General features: G+C 35.8%; 14 protein-coding genes and 1 rRNA gene (1 of these 15 running past the window's edge). All 15 read left to right on the plus strand.

Features of this window, described 5'->3' with window-relative positions; genetic code table 11:
• The first annotated feature begins 29 nt into the window (after positions 1-29).
• Positions 30-2,591, plus strand: coding sequence for a type I DNA topoisomerase (gene topA / locus EG344_RS13125; RefSeq protein ID WP_123909811.1), 2,562 nt, complete (start codon positions 30-32; stop codon positions 2,589-2,591).
• 149 nt (positions 2,592-2,740) lie between these two features.
• On the plus strand, positions 2,741-3,811 hold the full coding sequence (locus tag EG344_RS13130; protein WP_123909812.1) for a formimidoylglutamase: 1,071 nt from the start codon (positions 2,741-2,743) through the stop codon (positions 3,809-3,811).
• Between the two features lie 3 nt (positions 3,812-3,814).
• Complete coding sequence (locus EG344_RS13135) at positions 3,815-4,816, plus strand: glycosyltransferase family 2 protein (protein WP_123909813.1); 1,002 nt, start codon at positions 3,815-3,817, stop codon at positions 4,814-4,816.
• Between the two features lie 101 nt (positions 4,817-4,917).
• A complete protein-coding gene (locus EG344_RS13140) occupies positions 4,918-6,036 on the plus strand; it encodes a glycosyltransferase family 4 protein (RefSeq protein WP_123909814.1) in 1,119 nt (372 codons plus the stop codon).
• A 35-nt stretch (positions 6,037-6,071) separates the two neighbouring features.
• Positions 6,072-6,944, plus strand: coding sequence for a polysaccharide biosynthesis/export family protein (locus EG344_RS13145; protein WP_123909815.1), 873 nt, complete (start codon positions 6,072-6,074; stop codon positions 6,942-6,944).
• A 4-nt stretch (positions 6,945-6,948) separates the two neighbouring features.
• Positions 6,949-9,441 carry an exopolysaccharide transport family protein gene (locus EG344_RS13150; protein ID WP_123909816.1) on the plus strand — a complete coding sequence of 831 codons (2,493 nt, stop codon included), beginning with the start codon at positions 6,949-6,951 and terminating at the stop codon, positions 9,439-9,441.
• 213 nt (positions 9,442-9,654) lie between these two features.
• Positions 9,655-10,545 carry a DUF6089 family protein gene (locus tag EG344_RS13155; RefSeq protein ID WP_123909817.1) on the plus strand — a complete coding sequence of 297 codons (891 nt, stop codon included), beginning with the start codon at positions 9,655-9,657 and terminating at the stop codon, positions 10,543-10,545.
• Positions 10,546-10,550: 5 nt separating this feature from the next.
• The gene (locus tag EG344_RS13160; RefSeq protein ID WP_123909818.1) at positions 10,551-11,300 is read left to right on the plus strand and encodes an isoprenyl transferase; all 750 of its coding nucleotides are present in this window, start codon (positions 10,551-10,553) and stop codon (positions 11,298-11,300) included.
• Positions 11,301-11,328: 28 nt separating this feature from the next.
• Positions 11,329-13,863, plus strand: coding sequence for an outer membrane protein assembly factor (locus tag EG344_RS13165; RefSeq protein ID WP_123909819.1), 2,535 nt, complete (start codon positions 11,329-11,331; stop codon positions 13,861-13,863).
• 8 nt (positions 13,864-13,871) lie between these two features.
• The gene (locus EG344_RS13170) at positions 13,872-14,426 is read left to right on the plus strand and encodes an OmpH family outer membrane protein (protein WP_123909820.1); all 555 of its coding nucleotides are present in this window, start codon (positions 13,872-13,874) and stop codon (positions 14,424-14,426) included.
• Positions 14,427-14,492: 66 nt separating this feature from the next.
• Positions 14,493-14,996, plus strand: coding sequence for an OmpH family outer membrane protein (locus tag EG344_RS13175; RefSeq protein WP_123909821.1), 504 nt, complete (start codon positions 14,493-14,495; stop codon positions 14,994-14,996).
• Positions 14,997-15,066: 70 nt separating this feature from the next.
• Entirely contained in the window at positions 15,067-15,552 is a 486-nt protein-coding gene (locus EG344_RS13180; RefSeq protein WP_123909822.1) for an acyl-CoA thioesterase, read from the plus strand.
• A 47-nt stretch (positions 15,553-15,599) separates the two neighbouring features.
• Positions 15,600-16,463, plus strand: a complete 864-nt coding sequence (rfbD, locus tag EG344_RS13185; RefSeq protein WP_123909823.1) for a dTDP-4-dehydrorhamnose reductase — start codon at positions 15,600-15,602, stop codon at positions 16,461-16,463.
• A gap of 4 nt (positions 16,464-16,467) precedes the next feature.
• Positions 16,468-17,148: a hypothetical protein gene (locus EG344_RS13190; protein ID WP_123909824.1), complete on the plus strand. Its 681-nt coding sequence runs from the start codon at positions 16,468-16,470 to the stop codon at positions 17,146-17,148.
• Positions 17,149-17,736: 588 nt separating this feature from the next.
• Positions 17,737-18,952 (plus strand): 16S ribosomal RNA (locus tag EG344_RS13195) (it continues 301 nt past the right edge of the window).

Below are 18,952 nucleotides of genomic sequence, written 5' to 3' on the forward strand. Positions count from 1 at the left end.
CTTTACTTTTGCAAAAAATTTTTTTTAGAATGTCAAAAAATTTAGTAATCGTAGAGTCCCCGGCAAAGGCAAAAACTATTCAGAAATATTTAGGTAAGGATTTTGAAGTGAAATCCAGTTTCGGTCATATCCGGGACTTACCTAAAAAAGGAATGGGAATAGATCTTGCCACCTTTAGTCCTGATTACGAAGTTTCAGCAGACAAGAAGAAATTGGTAACAGAATTAAAGGCCGCAGTAAAGAAAGCAGAAATGGTTTGGCTGGCTTCCGATGAGGACCGCGAAGGAGAAGCTATTGCATGGCACTTAGCAGATGAATTGAAACTGAAGCCCGAAAACAGAAAAAGAATTGTTTTCCACGAGATTACTAAAAATGCCATTCTAAAAGCAATTGAAAATCCAAGGGATATTGATCAGAACTTAGTGAATGCCCAGCAGGCAAGAAGAGTGCTGGACAGAATTGTAGGTTTTGAAATGTCTCCGGTTTTATGGAAGAAAGTAAAACCAGGACTATCAGCAGGAAGAGTGCAGTCGGTAGCCGTAAGATTAATTGTTGAAAGAGAAAAAGAAATCCGTGAATTTGTACCCAAAGCAAGTTTTAAACTTGACGGAATTTTCTTAAACAATACAGAGCAGGAAATTGCTGCCAAACTGAAAAGAGACTTCGAAAAAGAAGCTGAGGCTGAAAAATTTCTGGAACAGGCTAAAACTACAGAATTTAAAGTTCTGAATGTTGAAACAAAACCGGGAACACGTTCTGCATCCGCTCCTTTTACCACTTCCACACTACAGCAGGAAGCTTCATCCAGATTGGGGTACAATGTGACCAATACAATGCGTCTGGCTCAGAGATTATACGAAGAAGGATTCATTACCTATATGAGAACAGACTCCGTAAACCTTTCCCAGGAAGCAATTGAAGGGGCTAAGAAACAAATTATCTCAGAATACGGAGCTGAATATTCTTCTCCAAGAAACTATACTACAAAATCAGCTTCTGCACAGGAAGCCCACGAAGCCATTCGTCCTACGGATTTCGGAGTGAAAAGCATTGGAGACGCACAGTTGAATAAACTGTACCAATTGATCTACAGAAGAACACTAGCTTCTCAGATGTCGAATGCTAAAATTGAAAAAACGGTCATCGAAATCGGAAATACTTCATTGCCACACCATTTTGAAGCACAGGGAGAAGTCATTATTTTTGATGGTTTCCTGAAAGCTTACGGGATTGTAAAAACTGAAGAAGATGATGAGGAAAACAATGAAAAACTATTACCAAAAGTAAAAGTTGGTGAAGTGCTAAGCTACAAATCCATTACGGCAACAGAAAAATTCACAAGACCAAGTGCAAGATATACGGAAGCCGGATTAGTCAGAAAGCTTGAAGAATTAGGGATTGGTAGACCCTCTACTTATGCTCCAACGATTCAGACGATTCAGAACAGAGAATATGTAGATAAAAGAGAAATAGAACCGAATACCCGTGAAGTCATCAAAATGTCTTTAGTAAAAGACACAATCAAGAAAGTAGTTCTGGATGAAAAATTTGGTGGCGATAAAAATAAATTCATTCCTACAGATATAGGAGAAGTTGTAAATGACTTCTTGACAGATAACTTTAAAGAAATCCTGGATTATGGTTTCACGGCAAGAGTAGAAGAAAGTTTCGACGAAATTGCAAGCGGAGATCAAAAATGGAAGGAAATGATGACGAATTTCTACTCAAAATTCCACCCGAGAATTGAAGATGTAGAAGAAAATGCAGACCGTGCAACAGGAGACAGGCTTTTAGGAGTTGATCCGAAGACCGGTAAAAATGTTCATGCCAGAATCGGAAGATTTGGTGCGATGATCCAGATTGGAGAAACAGATGATGAAGAAAAGCCAATCTTTGCATCATTAATGTCCGGACAAAATATTGCAACCATTACCTTTGAAGAGGCATTGGAACTATTTAAATTGCCTTTTGAATTGAATGAGTTTGAAGGAAATGCAGTTTCTGTGGGTGTAGGAAGATTCGGACCTTATGTGAAATGGGGAGAAACGTTTATCAGTATTCCAAAAGGTGAAGATCCGCTTTCCATAGATCAAAACCGTGCAGAGGAGATCATCAATGAGAAGAAAAAAGCAGATGCTCCGATTGCCACTTATAAAGGAGAGCCTGTAACCAAGGGATCAGGAAGATTCGGACCATTTATCAAGTACAAAGACATTTTTATCAATGTACCGAAGAAATACAATTTCGATAATCTTTCTCAGGGTGATATCAATGAGCTGATTGATGCTAAACTGGAAAAAGAGGCTAACCGATACATCCAGCAATGGGAAAAAGAAAAAATTTCCCTTGAAAATGGAAGATGGGGACCTTTCATTAAGTTTGGTAAAGCCATGTTCAAAATTCCGAAGAAAAGTGATGATACCAAATATGACGCAGAAGAATTGAAAGAAATTTCTCTGGATGAAGTTAAAAAATGGATCACCGATCAGGATAAAAATGCTTTTGCAGAAAAGAAAAAACCTGCAGCAAAAAAGGCAACAACTGCTAAGAAAACTACAGCTGCTAAAAAACCTGCTGCTAAGAAGAAATAATATTAATTATATAATACAAAGCCGTTAACAAATAGTGTTAGCGGCTTTTTTTGCGAATAAAAGTCCCCACAGGATTTTCAGTTGCTGCGTTTTTTTGTATGTTTGTTAGATCAAGAAATTATTAAACGATTATATTTTTAGGTTAAAATATGGATTTTGAAGACTTTATCATTTCACCAAGAAATTTTAAAACAGAAAGCTGGCAGATCGGAAATCGGATTACAAAAGATATAAAAGAAGATAGTATTGTTCTTTTATTTGTTTCGGATTATAGAGGAGCAGGCGGCGATGCAGAAGTACAGGATTTTACAGCAGTCAGAAAAGAATTTTATAAACTTTCACAGTTGGATTTTGAAATTCCGATTGTGGATTTGGGTGATTTAGTCTCAGGGAAATCTGTTCAGGATACCCATTATATTTTACAGGAAGTTTTATCAGCCTGTCATTATAAAAGAGCACTTCCTGTGATTATCGGCGGCTCCAATGATTTTGCTTTTTCACTGTTCTCAGCATTGAATTTCCACCAGAAAAGCATTAATTATACCCAGATCAGCAACATTATTTCCCTTAAGCAAGGGGAGGAAATTAATGAATATACTTTTTTAGGTAAAATTTTTGGAGCTAAGAATTTTTCCATTAAAAATTATCACCATTTAGGCTATCAGAAACATTTAAATGAAATGGATTCTGTGCGGTTGATTAAAGAAGTGGAGTTTGATATCATCCGTCTAGCAGAAATGATGAACTCAACTGAAAAAACAGAACCTTTCTTCAGAAAAGCAGATCTGGTGACGGTAAATTGTGATGCTATAGAAAGTTTCAGTGATCCATTTTCTATGAATCCACAGGTTAATGGACTGAACAGAAGAGAAATTTGCGCTTACATGAAAGAGATCGGGCTGAGCGAAAACCTGAAAACAGTAGGAATCTTTAATTATAATATCTATTCGGAAAATCAACTGAATCATCAGCTGCTAGCACAAATGCTATGGTATCTGATTGAAGGGTTCAATATCCAGCAGTCCCACCCCAAAGAAAGACAATATGAATTGTTTTATGTTTTAATTGATGACAGGCAATTTGCATTTAAGCGTGATACTTTCAGTAATTTGTGGTATTTTGGTGACGATGAAAATATAGAAAACTGCATTCCCTGTTCAAGAAAGGATTTTGATGATGCTAAAAAAGGCTGGTTGAATGCAAGACTGACGAAATTTTAATGTATGGTGAATGTTCCCCCAAGAATTTCAATTATTGTTCCCGTTTATAATGTCGAAAATTATTTGGCAAAATGCCTCGATTCCCTGGTGAATCAAACCCATCAGAATATTGAGATTCTTGTAGTAGATGATGGAAGTAAAGATCGTTCCGGGGAAATCATTAAAGGTTATGGGGATAAATATTCCGACAAAATAAAAACCTTTACCAAAGAAAATGGAGGATTAAGTGATGCCAGAAACTTTGGGTTGGAAAAAGCAACAGGAGAATATATTGGTTTTGTAGACAGTGATGACTATGTTACGGAAACCATGTTTGAAGAAATGCTTCATCTGGCTGAAAAACATCAGGCAGAAATGGTAATCTGTAATATTCAGAAAGTTGATGAAAATGGGAAGGTAACCCAAAAGCTGACACAAATTCCCAATATGCCAGAAAAAATAAAATTGGAAGAGCATTTCTCTGTTTTTTCGGATATCAGTTATTTTGCCTGCAATAAATTATTCAAAAAAGAGCTTTTTGAACAGAAAAGGTTTAAAAAAGGAGTTCATTTTGAAGATATTCAGTTGATTCCACAATTGTTACTGGAATGTGAAACGATTGCGCAGACGCAAGGTTTTCACTATCAATATCTTGAGCGTACGGATTCTATCACTAAAACCCATACGGAAAAAGGACTTGATATATTAAAGGCGGTGCAAGATGTAGAAAATGTATTTGGGAAGTCCGGGTATGCTCATAAAAGAAAAGAACTGAAAAACTTCCAGATTTTTGAAGGAGTATATTCTTTTCTGGCCTATCTGGCTTTTGTAAAAGATGAAAAGACGTTTTACAGTATGGCTGAGAAACTGTCTGTTTTCATAAGAGAAAGACAAATAAAAATTCAAGATATATTGAACTATAGTCGTTTTGGTACAAATTATCTTTTATCTTTGCCGGTGAAAAAAAAGATTTTTTATCTGTTATTTTTTGCCGGACAGAAAAAGTTGATAAGAAAATTGATATAAACACAAATGTAAGTACTATTGTTTCGGACAGTAGAACATGATGAAAGCATACATGCATCATCGGTTTAATTGGAGAGATAATGTTACTGGATAAGAAAAGAATGAAAAATTTTGAATTGTTCTTAAGCGGATCAGGGATACCTATTTTCTATGTAAAAATAGGATTAGGTTTCGTGTTTTCCTTTTTAATTACTTTTTTCTCTATACCTACTATTGTAAAGATTTCCAGAAGGAAGAACCTTATGGATGAACCAGGTATCAGAAGCTCGCACCTTAGAAAAATCCCAAATCTTGGGGGAATTGCCATCTTTTATTCCATCGGAATCTGTGCCTCTATTTTTGCATACGAGCTGTTTGACCTCTATAAATTCCTTTTTGCTTCACTGATTATCCTTCTTTATATTGGAGTGATGGATGATATTGTGGTGATGAGAGCGTACAAAAAGCTTGTGGCACAAATCCTTGTATCCTCATTAATTGTCATTGGTTCAGATATCAGAATCAGAAGCTTATTCGGAATATTCGGAGTGTTTGAATTGGGATATTTCGTAAGCGTGCTATTCAGTATTGTTACTTTTATTATTCTGATCAACGCTTTCAACCTTATTGATGGGATTGATGGGTTGGCAGGTGGATATTCCGTGATCTGTAGTGCGCTGTTTGGGATAAGTTATTATAGATTAGGTGAGTATAACTATCCTTTGGTTGTCTTATCGGTAGTAATTATAGGAACGGTTTTGGCATTTTTATATTACAATCTGTCAAATTACAGAACCAATAAAGTGTTTATGGGCGATACAGGATCCATGCTTTTAGGCTTTCTGTTGGCTTTTACTTCTATTTGTTTTATAGATATTTTTATAGATAAAAAGCTTGCCGATGTACCCAGATATCACCTGCAGTCTGCTCCGGTAGTCGCAGTAGCTATCTTGATCTTACCTATTGTGGATACGCTGAACGTAATCTTCGTAAGGCTTTACAATAAAAAATCACCTTTCGATGCTGATAAGAACCACATTCATCACAAACTTCTAAAATTAAATCTTACCCACAGAAGATCTACATTCTATATTATTGTATATTATTTAATGATTGTGGCAATAGCATATTATCTGAGACATATCAATGTGAATCTGTTGTTGTTGGTAATTGTTTCATTAGGTTTTATGGGAGCATATTTACCAGATTTGATATATCGATTGAGAAATAACAAAAATTAACAATTAAATATTACTTTTGTAAACAATATTCAAATATGATGAAGAATTTTAAGTATTTATTTTTAATATTATTACCTTTTTTACTTACCTCGTGTATCACTACAAAGGATGTAAGATATTTACAGCCCAGTGAAAGTCTTGTAATCAATGAAGAAGGTCTTGTTCCCTACAATATTCCTGTCTATAGGATTACCAAAAATGATATGCTTAACCTTAATATTGTGACCACTCCTAAAGGGGATGCAGCGCAATTTTACTCAGCTTACAATACTTCAGGCGGAATTGGAGGCGGAGGTGCAGTCAACAGTGCAGCTACAGCAGGTGGAAGAGCTGGTGGTGCAGGTGCAACTATCGGAGGAAATGTTAATTTCTATTTTAATGGATTAAAAGTGGATATCAACGGAGATATTAACGTCTTTGGGATAGGCTACATTAAAGCAGAAGGAAGAACCCTTGATGATGTTGCAAAGGAAATACAGACTAAAGTAAATGAGAACTTTCAGGAAGGAAAATCCGAAGTAAGATTAAATACAGACGGAATTACCTATTACATACTTGGCGATGTGGAAACTACAGGCCTTTCCGGAGAAAAAGTAGCGCATAAAACTACGCTTACAATTACTGAGGCATTAGCAATCAATGGTGGACTAAACAGAACAATTGATAAAAAAGAAATTGTTATCCACAGAAAACTTCCGGAAGGAATCAAAATTGCTAAAATAGACCTTACCCGTGAAGATCTGATGAACTCTCCTTACTATTATGTACAGAATGGTGACGAAATTTATCTTAATACCAGAAGAAAAAGCTTGAACGGATTCGGTAAAGATCCTATCCAGACGCTGCTTACTGGTGTAACGGCTATTACAACGGCATTAACTCTATACACAATCCTACAAAGACTTTAATCCCATGATTCCAGGAAAAGATACTAACGTAGGAAAAAGCGAAGCTCCCAAAGAAAAGTACGGAACCTTTGCGCTGTTTGATATTGAACATTTTTTAAGAAGATTACTCAAAAACTGGTATTGGTTTGCCTTTATGTTCCTTATTGGCTATGCCATTTCTTGGGTATACAGTAAATACTATGCTCAGAATGTATATGCTTCAGATTTATCCTTAAGTATTTCTAATAATACTTCAAGTTATTTTAGTCCTAATCAGTCTATTAATTTCATTTGGGGACAAGGAGGGAATCAGGATGGTGTTTACTTAAAGAAAATGCTCTTTTCCAGATCTCACAATGAATATTTGGTTAAAGAACTAAACCTTTTTGTAAATTATTCTACCAAAGGGCTTATCAAATCTACTTATCTGGATAAAGATGATTCTCCGGTTTTTCTCGAAGTTGATAAGAAGCATCTTCAACAGGTAAATTATCCAATTACATTAAGACCAAAAGGAAACGGAACATACGAGGTGGTGCTGCCGGAAGAAGGACAGTCTACAGGGTTGTATAGCTATGCAACAGAAAGTTTTCATAATATAAATACCTACAACAGGCCGGCAAATAAGATTATTAAAGTTAATGAATGGTATAATTCCCCGAATCTGAGATTTAGGTTAATTCAAAACCCGGTTACCCCTAGTATCAAATTAGATAATATTATTGTCAATTTGGCGACAGTCAACCAGAGTGTTAATGATATTGTGTCTACTATAGCAGTGAACTTTGATAAGGAGATCAATACCATCATGATTATCAATAAAAAAGGCTATAATCTTAACAGTACAGTAAATTTCTTGAATAAATCAGTTGCTGAACTTCAGAAAAAAAGACTTGAAGATAAAAATACGGTTAATAAAAATACAACGGCTTATCTACAAGGAAGCTTAAATGGAATCCGTAAAAAATTAGATTCTGCTGCCCTTGTTCTGAATTATTTGAAAACCTCAGAAAAACTTTACAATATTAAAGACAGAGACGAAAAATCTCTTGAAAAAATAAAAGATCTTGAAGCAAAAAAAGCTGATATTGTAAGCAAAATTACCTCTCTGAATACTATTAAAAGTACTCTTCAGTCACAGAATTTTGATAAAATGATTGCTACCAATGCTGCCGGTTTTGAAGATGGGTTTTTCTCCGCTTCTGTGAGCGAACTTAAGGCTTTGTATACCAAAAGATCAGAATTAGCCCAAATTTACAAACCTGCTTCCGAGCCCATGAAGGAAGTAAACAGGTTAATTAATGAAGCTAAAACAGGATCTTTTAATAGTTTAAAAAATTACTACACCAAGTATTATGATGAGATCAACAAAATTGATCGTCAGGTTTCAGATGCGAATTCGGATTTAACTTCTTATCCGGAAAAAGAAAGAAAATATCTGGATGCTGAAAGAGGGTATAATATGATTGAAGCTACATATAATAGTCTTTTAAACAGACAAAATGAAGCTCAGATGAATGTGGCAACCAATCAATCTGATATTAGTGTGATTGACCCTGCTAAGAACATTGGCCAGCCACCTGTAAGCCCTAATATTAAAATGGCAAAAGCAGCAATAATAGGAGGAATGTTGTTCTTACCCATACTGTTTATTCTGATTGGTGAAGTGCTTGATAATAAGATTAGGAATATTAAAGAATTATTGAGTGTAACGAAAATTCCACTTCTTGGTGTCATTGGAAATAACAGTAGTGAAAATATGCTTACGGTTTTGGAACAACCGAAGTCGTCTGTTTCAGAAGCGTTTAGAGGAATTCGAGCTAATATGAGATTCCTGATGAATAATGAGGATGAAAAAGGGAAAGTGATCTTGATCACTTCTTCAGTAGGAGGAGAAGGGAAAACTTATATTTCCATTAACTTGGCTTCCGTATTAGGATTAAGTGATAAAAAAACAATTCTTTTAGGGATGGACCTTAGAAAGCCAAAGATTTTTGGTGACTTTAAAATTGATAATAAATATGGTATTTCAAACTATCTTACAGGAGAAGTGAATATTGACCAGATTATTAATCATACCAAAATTCCTAATCTGGATGTTGCTACATCTGGACCCATTCCTCCGAATCCTTCAGAATTGCTGATGAGTCAGAGAAATGTTAAGTTTTTACAGGAACTGAAGGAAAAATATGATTTCATTATTATAGATTCACCGCCAGTAGGGTTGGTAGCAGATTCTTACGAACTTATGAAATATTCTGATGCCAATATCTATGTAGTTCGCCACGAATATACTGAGAAATATATGATGAAGCTCATCACGGAGAAGTATCAGAATAGTGAAATTGAACATTTAGGACTTATTTATAATGACTATAATACGAAGCAGGGCTACGGCTATGGATATGGCTACGGCTATGGCTATGGTTATGGGTATTTTGATGAGGATAAAAATTATAAAGAACCGTTATTAATTAGAATACGGAATAAGATGCAGAGAATGTTTAATAAAAAATAGAGCCTTAAACCCTCATTCGATGGGGGTTTTTTCATACTTTATATATTTTCATTCTATGGAAAAAAGAATATTTTTGCCACTTTGTCGTTTACTTTATAACAAATTATGTTTTTTTGTTTATTTTTAACTAAACATTAAGATTATCATTAATATAAAAATGTTTTATATTTGCAAAAATTAAATTTTAAAATAACCATAAATCCATATTCTTTTATGAATAAAAAATTATTGTTTAGCTTCCTTGCCTTCCTTGGAGTGGTGAGTGTTAAAGCACAAAGAAACGAATTGGGGGTTCGTCTAGGTATGAGTAACCTAGTGGGTGATGTAGGGAGCACAAGTTATATTTTACAAAAGCCGTTGGATTTAAATAGAATGTCGGATTGGGGGATCCCGTTTTATGGTGGTATTTTATATAGATTTAATTTTAACCCTCACCAAACTGTTAGATTGGATTTAGGATATAATCAGGTTCAATTTAGCGATAAAGCTGCAAAAGAAGAATATAGAAGAAATAGAAATGCATACGGGAAAAATAACGTATATGAGGCAAGTTTAATGTTTGAATATAATTTTTTCCCAGTTAATAATGAACAAATAGGTATGGTAAGCCCCTATATTTTTGGAGGTATCGGAGCTTTGATGTTTGATGCACCTAAAGCTAATCTCGCCCATGATTTCAGAAGAGATCCGGACGGTGTAGCCTTGGCTCCAATTAATGAAATGGACTTTAAAACAACTACCGAATATTCATTAGGCAAAAAAGTTACCATGCATATCCCTTTTGGTGTAGGGTTAAAGTACAAATTTAACCATACTTGGGCTATATTTGCAGAAGCAACATTTAGATACACTTTGACTGATCAGCTTGATCATAGTAAAATTCTACCTGAGGATGTGAAAAGCTCCTTTAATGCCGACATCTTGGATCCGGCTTCAGGAGGTTCTTTACTACAGTCTGGTAACTATTATGCAGTTGCTAAGGAAAGAGAAGAAGAGTTTATTAAAAAGAGAAATATTGGAGATGAAAGATCCAAAGACTGGTTGAATACATTCAGTTTAGGATTAACGTTTTCGTTCGGAAGACCTCCATGTTATTGTGATTAATTAATATGTCGTTGATTAAAGATAAAATAAATTCTGAGAATTTACCAAAACACGTAGCCATCATTATGGATGGTAATGGGAGATGGGCTAAATCTCGTGGCGAAGAAAGAAGCTTCGGTCACAAAAATGCCATTAATGCTGTAAGAAATGCTATTAATGCATGTAATGAGATCAATATCCCTTATTTAACACTGTACACATTTTCTTCAGAAAATTGGAGCCGTCCTTCTGAAGAAGTGAATACCCTCATGAATTTGCTTGTGGAAACTTTGCTGTTAGAAGCAGAGGAAATCTTTAGCAAAGGGTTGAGGATGCATGTGATAGGGAATCTTGAAAAGCTGCCCGCTTTAGTAAGAGAGCAGCTGCAACGTGTGGTAGAACTTACAAAAGAAAACACAAAAGGAAACCTTGTACTGGCGATAAGCTATGGCTCACAAAATGAAATACTGGAAGCCGTTAAAAATATCAGCTCAGATGTAAAAGAAGGGAAAGTAGAAGTAGAGAATATAGATGAAAAACTATTCGAAAACTATCTCTATACCAAAGATTTTCCTCCTGTAGATCTATTGATAAGAACTAGCGGCGAAATAAGAATAAGTAATTTCCTTCTTTGGCAGATTGCTTATGCTGAATTACAGTTTTTAAATGTTCTATGGCCGGATTTTACCAAAGATATTTTCTTCCAATGTATTGTTGATTATCAAAACAAAGAAAGAAGATACGGATTAACCGGAGAGCAGATACAAGGCCAATAAATTTTAAAGAAAAGAAAGACTCGATAAAATGAAGTTTAGACTATTACCCATCATTATGTTTGCTGCTTCTGCACATTTTTATGGACAAGTAACTCCACAAGACAGCACGAAAGTAAACAATGCTGTACATGCAGACAATGAGGTAGGTACTTACACGCTTAAAGACATTGTTGTAGATGGGGTAAAAAAATATACACCAGCTCAGATCCTTAGATTTACTGGCTTATCCAAAGGAGAAAGCGTAGACATTCCAGGGCAGAAAATCAGTAATGCTGTTAAAAAGCTTTGGGATACCCAATCCTTCTCTGAAGTGGAAGTATACGTTCAAAGTATTGAAGGACAGACTGTAGTTCTTAAATTCTATCTTCAGGATCTGAAAGAACTTGGGGAAGTGAAATTTAAGGGGAAAGGAATTGGGAAATCAAAAAGTGAGAAACTGGCAAAAGACAACAATCTGAAGCCTGGTACAAAGATTACCCAGAACTTGGTGTCAAGTCTTAAAACAAACATCCCGAAAGACTATATCAAAAAAGGTTTTGCTGATGCAAAAATCACAATCGAGGATAAAGTAAATGCCGGAGATCCTGCTTTGGTAGACTGGACGATTAATGTAGATAAGGGTAGAAAAATTAAAATCGACCATATTGAATTTGAAGGAAATCAGAGTGTAACCGATAGAAAGCTTAGAAATAAAGCTTTTAAAGAAACAAAACAAAAACGTTTCAGCATCGGTGGTATTTTGAAACCCTCTAAATTCATTGAAGATAAATATCAGGAAGACAAACAAAACCTGATCAATTATTATAACTCTTTAGGATATAGAGACGCGAAAGTCGTTTCGGATTCTGTATGGAGAAATAAGAAAAACAACTACGAAATCAATGTAAAGCTTAACGAGGGTAAAAAGTATTATATCGGTGATATTACATTCACTGGTAATACGGTTTATGCTACAGAATACTTACAGAGATTATTAGGATACAAGAAAGGAGACATCTATGATGCAGTAGGATTCAACAAAAAAGTTGGTGAAGATGGAGGTAAAGAAGATGATTCTGATATCAAATCCGTTTACATGAACAACGGATACCTTTTCTCCAATGTTACACCGGTTGAAAAATCTGTGAACGGTGATGCTGTAAACTTAGAAGTTAGAATTAACGAAGGTGAACAGGCTACCTGGAACAAAGTAACGTGGCAGGGGAATACAACAACCCATGACCACGTAATCCTTAGAGCATTAAGAACAAAACCTGGAGAATTATTCAAAAAAACTGAAATAAAGAGAACCTATTTTGATTTAGCAGGGATGTCATTCTTTGATCCACAACAGATCGGACAGGATATTCAGCCTAATCAGGTAGATAATACTGTAGATGTTAACTGGAAACTTGTAGAAAAAGGATCTTCTCAGGTTCAGTTACAGGCAGGTTACGGAGGTAACAGCTTTATTGGTACTTTAGGATTGACATTTAATAACTTCTCATTGAGAAACTTCCTTAAGTTTAAGGATTTCAAACCGGTACCACAGGGAGATGGACAAACTTTCTCTATTCAGGTGCAGGCAGGTCAGTACTTCCAGAACTATGGAGTGTCATTCGTAGAACCTTGGTTATTTGGTACAAGACCAACAGCACTTTCTGTGAGTTTAAATAACTCAAGAGTAAGATATAGTGATGGACTTGGAGGTTCTCAGAAATTAAATATATTCTCGGCAACAGTAGGTTTGAACAGACTATTGAACTGGCCGGATGACTATTTCTCTCTATATACGGGAATTCAGTTCCAGAAGTATGACTTTAATAATTATCCATTCCAGTTTGGAGAGACTACAGAATATAATGGATCAGCTAATAACTTCAGTATCAATTTAGGGTTAAGCAGAAACTCCGCCGGGATAGATCCTATCTTCCCGACAATGGGTTCGAATATTGAACTTTCTGCTAAATTAACACCGCCATATTCATTGTTCAGTAATAAAAACTACGATACAATGAAACCGATTGATAAATACAATTGGATGGAATTCTATAAGATTAAATTTAAGACAGATATCTATAACGAAATTGCCGGTAAATTGGTGTTGAGATCTTCTGCTGAAATGGGATTCATGGATGGATATAACAAAAATCTTGGAGCACCGCCATTTGAAAGATTCTATGTAGGAGGTACGGGATTATTTGGAGGTAGATATGACGGTAGAGAATTGATTCCTTTAAGAGGGTATGAAAATGCAAGTACTTATGGAGGGGAAGCTGAAGATATTACCCAAAGAGGTGGAGGAACAATCTATAACAGATTTACTTTAGAGTTAAGATACCCGATTTCAATGAACCAAACCGCTAAAATTTATGCATTAACATTTGCTGAAGGAGGTAACGTTTGGAACTCATGGAGTAATTATAATCCATTCCAATTGAAAAGATCAGTGGGTGTAGGAGTTAGAGTGTATATGGGGGCATTCGGATTGATCGGGTTCGACTTTGCTTATGGATTTGATAAGACAATGTCAGGAAACCCATCAGGATGGCGAAACCACTTCTTGATGAACCAATCATTATAATTATAAATATGAAGAACTTTAAAATAACCATCACTTTTGTATTACTCTTAATTTTTGGGTTGGGAAATGCTCAGAAAATCGGAGTGGTAGATACTAATGAAATTTTAAATAAATTACCTCAGTATAAAGAAGCCGAAGCGAGACTCAACTCTCAGATCGATACCTGGCAGTCTGAACTTCAAAACATGCAGTCAGAATATGAAAGAAAAAAAGCGGCTTTTGAAAGTGAAAAAGTGTTATTGATAGGTGACCAGCTGAAACTTCGAGAAAAAGAAGTGGTAGATCTTGATAAAAATGTCAAAACTACTACCAGCTTACGTTTCGGAGCTAATGGTGAAATAGCAAAATTGAGAACAAATCTCGTTTTACCATTTCAGGACCAGATCTGGGAAGCCATCAAAACAATGTCCGAAAAAAATGGGTTGGGCATAGTTCTTGATAAAAGCAATAACATTAGTGTTATTTTTCTTCAGGGAAAATATGATTATACAGAAAAAGTATTAACTATTTTACTGAAGGGAACAGATAAAAAAGAGAAAACTACAAGTAAAAGTAAAAAGTAAAATTGTAAGTTAACTTTTACGTAAATTTGAAATCTAAAAAAAAATTAAATTATTTATTTACCAATTATGAAAAAATTAAGTGTATTATTTGCAGCAGTAATGATGGTTGTTTCTGTAGGTATGGCAAAAGCTCAAAAAATGGCTACTTTAGATGTATTGGGAGTTCTTAATGCAATGCCTGAAAAGAAAAAAGCAGATGCTGACCTTAAAACATTCTACGATACTAAACAAGCTGAGATCAAGAAAAAATATGATGCTGGGCAAGCTAAACTAAAGCAATATAGCGAAGAAGCTCCTAAGAAGTCTGCAGACGAAAACAAAGCTAGAGAAGCTGAATTACAAAAAATTCAGGAAGAAATAGCTCAAATGCAGGATAAAGCTCAAAAAGATCTTCAAGCTAAGCAAGAAGTAGCTTTCGGACCAATTGAGAAAAAATTGAACGATGCTGTAGACAAAGTTGCTAAAGCTAACGGATATGAGTATGTAATGGATGCAAATTCACCTGCATTCCTTTACAAAGCAGGTGCTGATGCTACTGCAGCTGTAAAGAAAGAATTAGGAATTCAATAATTTCGGCAAATTAACAAAGATTTATAACACAAACCGCCTCCAAAAGAGGCGGTTTGTTTATTTTTGCGGAATGGAAAAAGAAGTATCAACTATAGTAAAAGTTAGGTTTAGCGATTGCGATCCCATCGGTCATTTGAATAATGTAAAATATCTCGATTATATGTTCAATGCCAGAGAAGATCACGTAGAGACTTTTTACGGATTTACTTATGAAGAATATACCAAACAAACAGGCTGCACATGGATTGCCATTCAAAATGAAATTGCCTATCTTAAAGAAGTAAGATACAATACTCAGGTAGTCATCAGCAGTAAAACTATCGATGTACAGGACAGAACAGCCAAAGTTGAAATCCTGATGAAAAGCTTAGATGAGAAAACAATTCATGCAGTACTTTGGGTAACCGTTATTTATTTCAATATGAAAACAAGAAAATCGGAAGTACATCCTGAAGATATAAAAGAAACTTTTAATAAGTTTTATGTAGATCTGATACAAAAAGATTTCCAATCGAGAGTTAAGTTTTTAAGATCCCAAAATGCCAAAAACTCTTAATTGATATTTCTATTGAGAATTTTTTGATCATTTAAAATTAATTATATATGAAAAAAATAGCAGTAATAGGTAGCAACGGCCAGTTAGGAAACTGTATTAGAAAGATTGCTCCCGATTTTGAAAATCAATATGAGTTTCTTTTTACAGATTCCACAATCTTAGATGTTACTAATGCGGAACAGGTAAATGACTTCTTTTACGATAATAAACCAGATTTTTGTATCAATGCTTCTGCATATACAGCGGTAGACTTGGCAGAGAAAGAAGAAGAAAAAGCTTTTGCAGTAAATGCTGATGGAGTTGCTCACCTTGCTCAGGCTTGTGCTGATTATAAAACTATCCTGATTCATGTTTCTACAGACTACGTTTTTGATGGAGATACAAACCTACCTTATTCAGAAGATGATTTTACCAATCCAATAGGAGTATACGGAGCATCAAAAAGAAAAGGAGAAGAATTAGCATTGGAAATTAATCCTAATACTATTATTCTAAGAACTTCTTGGCTATATTCTGAGTTTAACAAAAACTTTGTGAAAACAATGTTGAACCTGTTTTCTCAGAAAACCGAGTTAGGAATTGTAGCAGACCAGTTTGGTCAGCCTACAAATGCTAATGATCTTGCAGATGCTATCATGGAAATCATCGAAAATCCAAATAAAACCTTTGGGATTTTCCACTTTTCAAATTACCCGGAAACCACATGGTTTGATTTTGCGAAGAAAATTGCTGAATTCTCAAAATCCTCAATACAATTAAATGCATTAACAACCGAGCAGTATCCAACTCCTGCCAAAAGACCTGTTAGAAGTACCATGTCTCTGGATAAAATAGAAGAGATCTATAAAATTGAACCTAAACACTGGGAACACAGTCTTGAAGAATGTGTTGACATCCTTACTCAACAATAATAATATGAAAAATATAGCCATCATCTTTTCCTTAGTATGTACTCAGTTTTGGAGTGCACAAAATGTTTATCTGAGCAAGGTGGAGAAAACCGTTGACCATTCAGATAAGTTTCTGTATAAAAAAAATGAAGCAGAAACAGAATCCATCTATTTAGGAGAAGCTGAAGTCCAGGGATTCTCAAAAGATGATGCAATGGTATTTTCATTAGTATACAAAAAAGCAAAAGAGATTGGTGCGAATACTTTTGTAATAAAACCTTTTGAAAATATTGACGGATCACCTCAAGCCTTTAATGCTTCTAATTATAAGATCGCGTTATATTACACTCCAAAAGAAAAACTCAAAGTTCAGGAAGGATCAATGTATATATTTGCCTCTTCAGAGAAAGATCAGAAGATTAATATTAATAGAAAAGATTATACAATAAAGCCGAGGTCATTTTTTAAATTAAAAATTGTTCCGGGAGAAGTGTATACCATTTCAACTAAGAAACTTTTAGGTTCAACAGTACAAGTCCAGCCGAAGACAAATGATGAAAACTTATACTTTCAGGTATCATCATTAAAAATTAAGCCGGACACTTCAGGAGTTGGAGGGTTAAACCTTAAATCAGGAGATGTAATTGGCTTGGAAAAATCATATGCGGAATTTTTGAGCGCTATTTACACAGAAATGATGCCATAAAAACATTGCCAAAAGCCTTAATTTGTCTTTTACTTATACAAGAATCCTAATTGACCAAATTTTGGTTAAAATTTTTCTCCCATAGTACCAGTACTTTAAGGGTAAAACATTACCTGAGTATGAATTTTATGTTAAATAAACTTGCGTGAAATGGATGAAGTTTCTATCTTTGCCCCACTGAAAAACGAAAGGAATTCGGTAAGCGCAGAAGAGCTTTTAAATAAGCATAAACATTATACTTTACGAAAGAGACAGACGAAAAAAAAACTTTTAATTTTTAGGATTTAAAAGTTGCGAGTTAAAATAAAGTTTGTATCTTTGCAGTCCCAATTAAGGGAGCGCAGGAGTAGAGGGATTGAGGGTTAGGAAAGAGATTAAGGTTACTTAAAAAACTTTAAAATTTTCTTTCAAAACATTTGGTCGAATCAAAATAAAGTTTTACTTTTGCACTCGCAAATACGGAGCGACACTGACAGAAAGATTGCTTCGTTGAAAAGCGAAAGATATAAAGATCATTGACATACAATATAACAACCAAGTAAGGAAAAACTAAAGCGTTAAAAAACTTTGAGTGAGTCAGACAAACATACAATGGAGAGTTTGATCCTGGCTCAGGATGAACGCTAGCGGGAGGCCTAACACATGCAAGCTGAGCGGTAGAGATCTTTCGGGATCTTGAGAGCGGCGTACGGGTGCGGAACACGTGTGCAACCTGCCTTTATCAGGGGGATAGCCTTTCGAAAGGAAGATTAATACCCCATAATATAAGAAACGGCATCGTTTTTTATTGAAAACTCCGGTGGATAGAGATGGGCACGCGCAAGATTAGATAGTTGGTGAGGTAACGGCTCACCAAGTCTGCGATCTTTAGGGGGCCTGAGAGGGTGATCCCCCACACTGGTACTGAGACACGGACCAGACTCCTACGGGAGGCAGCAGTGAGGAATATTGGACAATGGGTTAGCGCCTGATCCAGCCATCCCGCGTGAAGGACGACGGCCCTATGGGTTGTAAACTTCTTTTGTATAGGGATAAACCTACTCTCGTGAGGGTAGCTGAAGGTACTATACGAATAAGCACCGGCTAACTCCGTGCCAGCAGCCGCGGTAATACGGAGGGTGCAAGCGTTATCCGGATTTATTGGGTTTAAAGGGTCCGTAGGCGGATCTGTAAGTCAGTGGTGAAATCTCACAGCTTAACTGTGAAACTGCCATTGATACTGCAGGTCTTGAGTGTTATTGAAGTAGCTGGAATAAGTAGTGTAGCGGTGAAATGCATAGATATTACTTAGAACACCAATTGCGAAGGCAGGTTACTAAGCAACAACTGACGCTGATGGACGAAAGCGTGGGGAGCGAACAGGATTAGATACCCTGGTAGTCCACGCCGTAAACGATGCTAACTCGTTTTTGGTTTTTCGGAATCAGAGACTAAGCGAAAGTGATAAGTTAGCCACCTGGGGAGTACGTTCGCAAGAATGAAACTCAAAGGAATTGACGGGGGCCCGCACAAGCGGTGGATTATGTGGTTTAATTCGATGATACGCGAGGAACCTTACCAAGGCTTAAATGGGAAATGACAGGTTTAGAAATAGACTTTTCTTCGGACATTTTTCAAGGTGCTGCATGGTTGTCGTCAGCTCGTGCCGTGAGGTGTTAGGTTAAGTCCTGCAACGAGCGCAACCCCTGTCACTAGTTGCCATCATTAAGTTGGGGACTCTAGTGAGACTGCCTACGCAAGTAGAGAGGAAGGTGGGGATGACGTCAAATCATCACGGCCCTTACGCCTTGGGCCACACACGTAA

It is taken from the genome of Chryseobacterium sp. G0162 (assembly GCF_003815715.1).
Classification (GTDB): domain Bacteria; phylum Bacteroidota; class Bacteroidia; order Flavobacteriales; family Weeksellaceae; genus Chryseobacterium.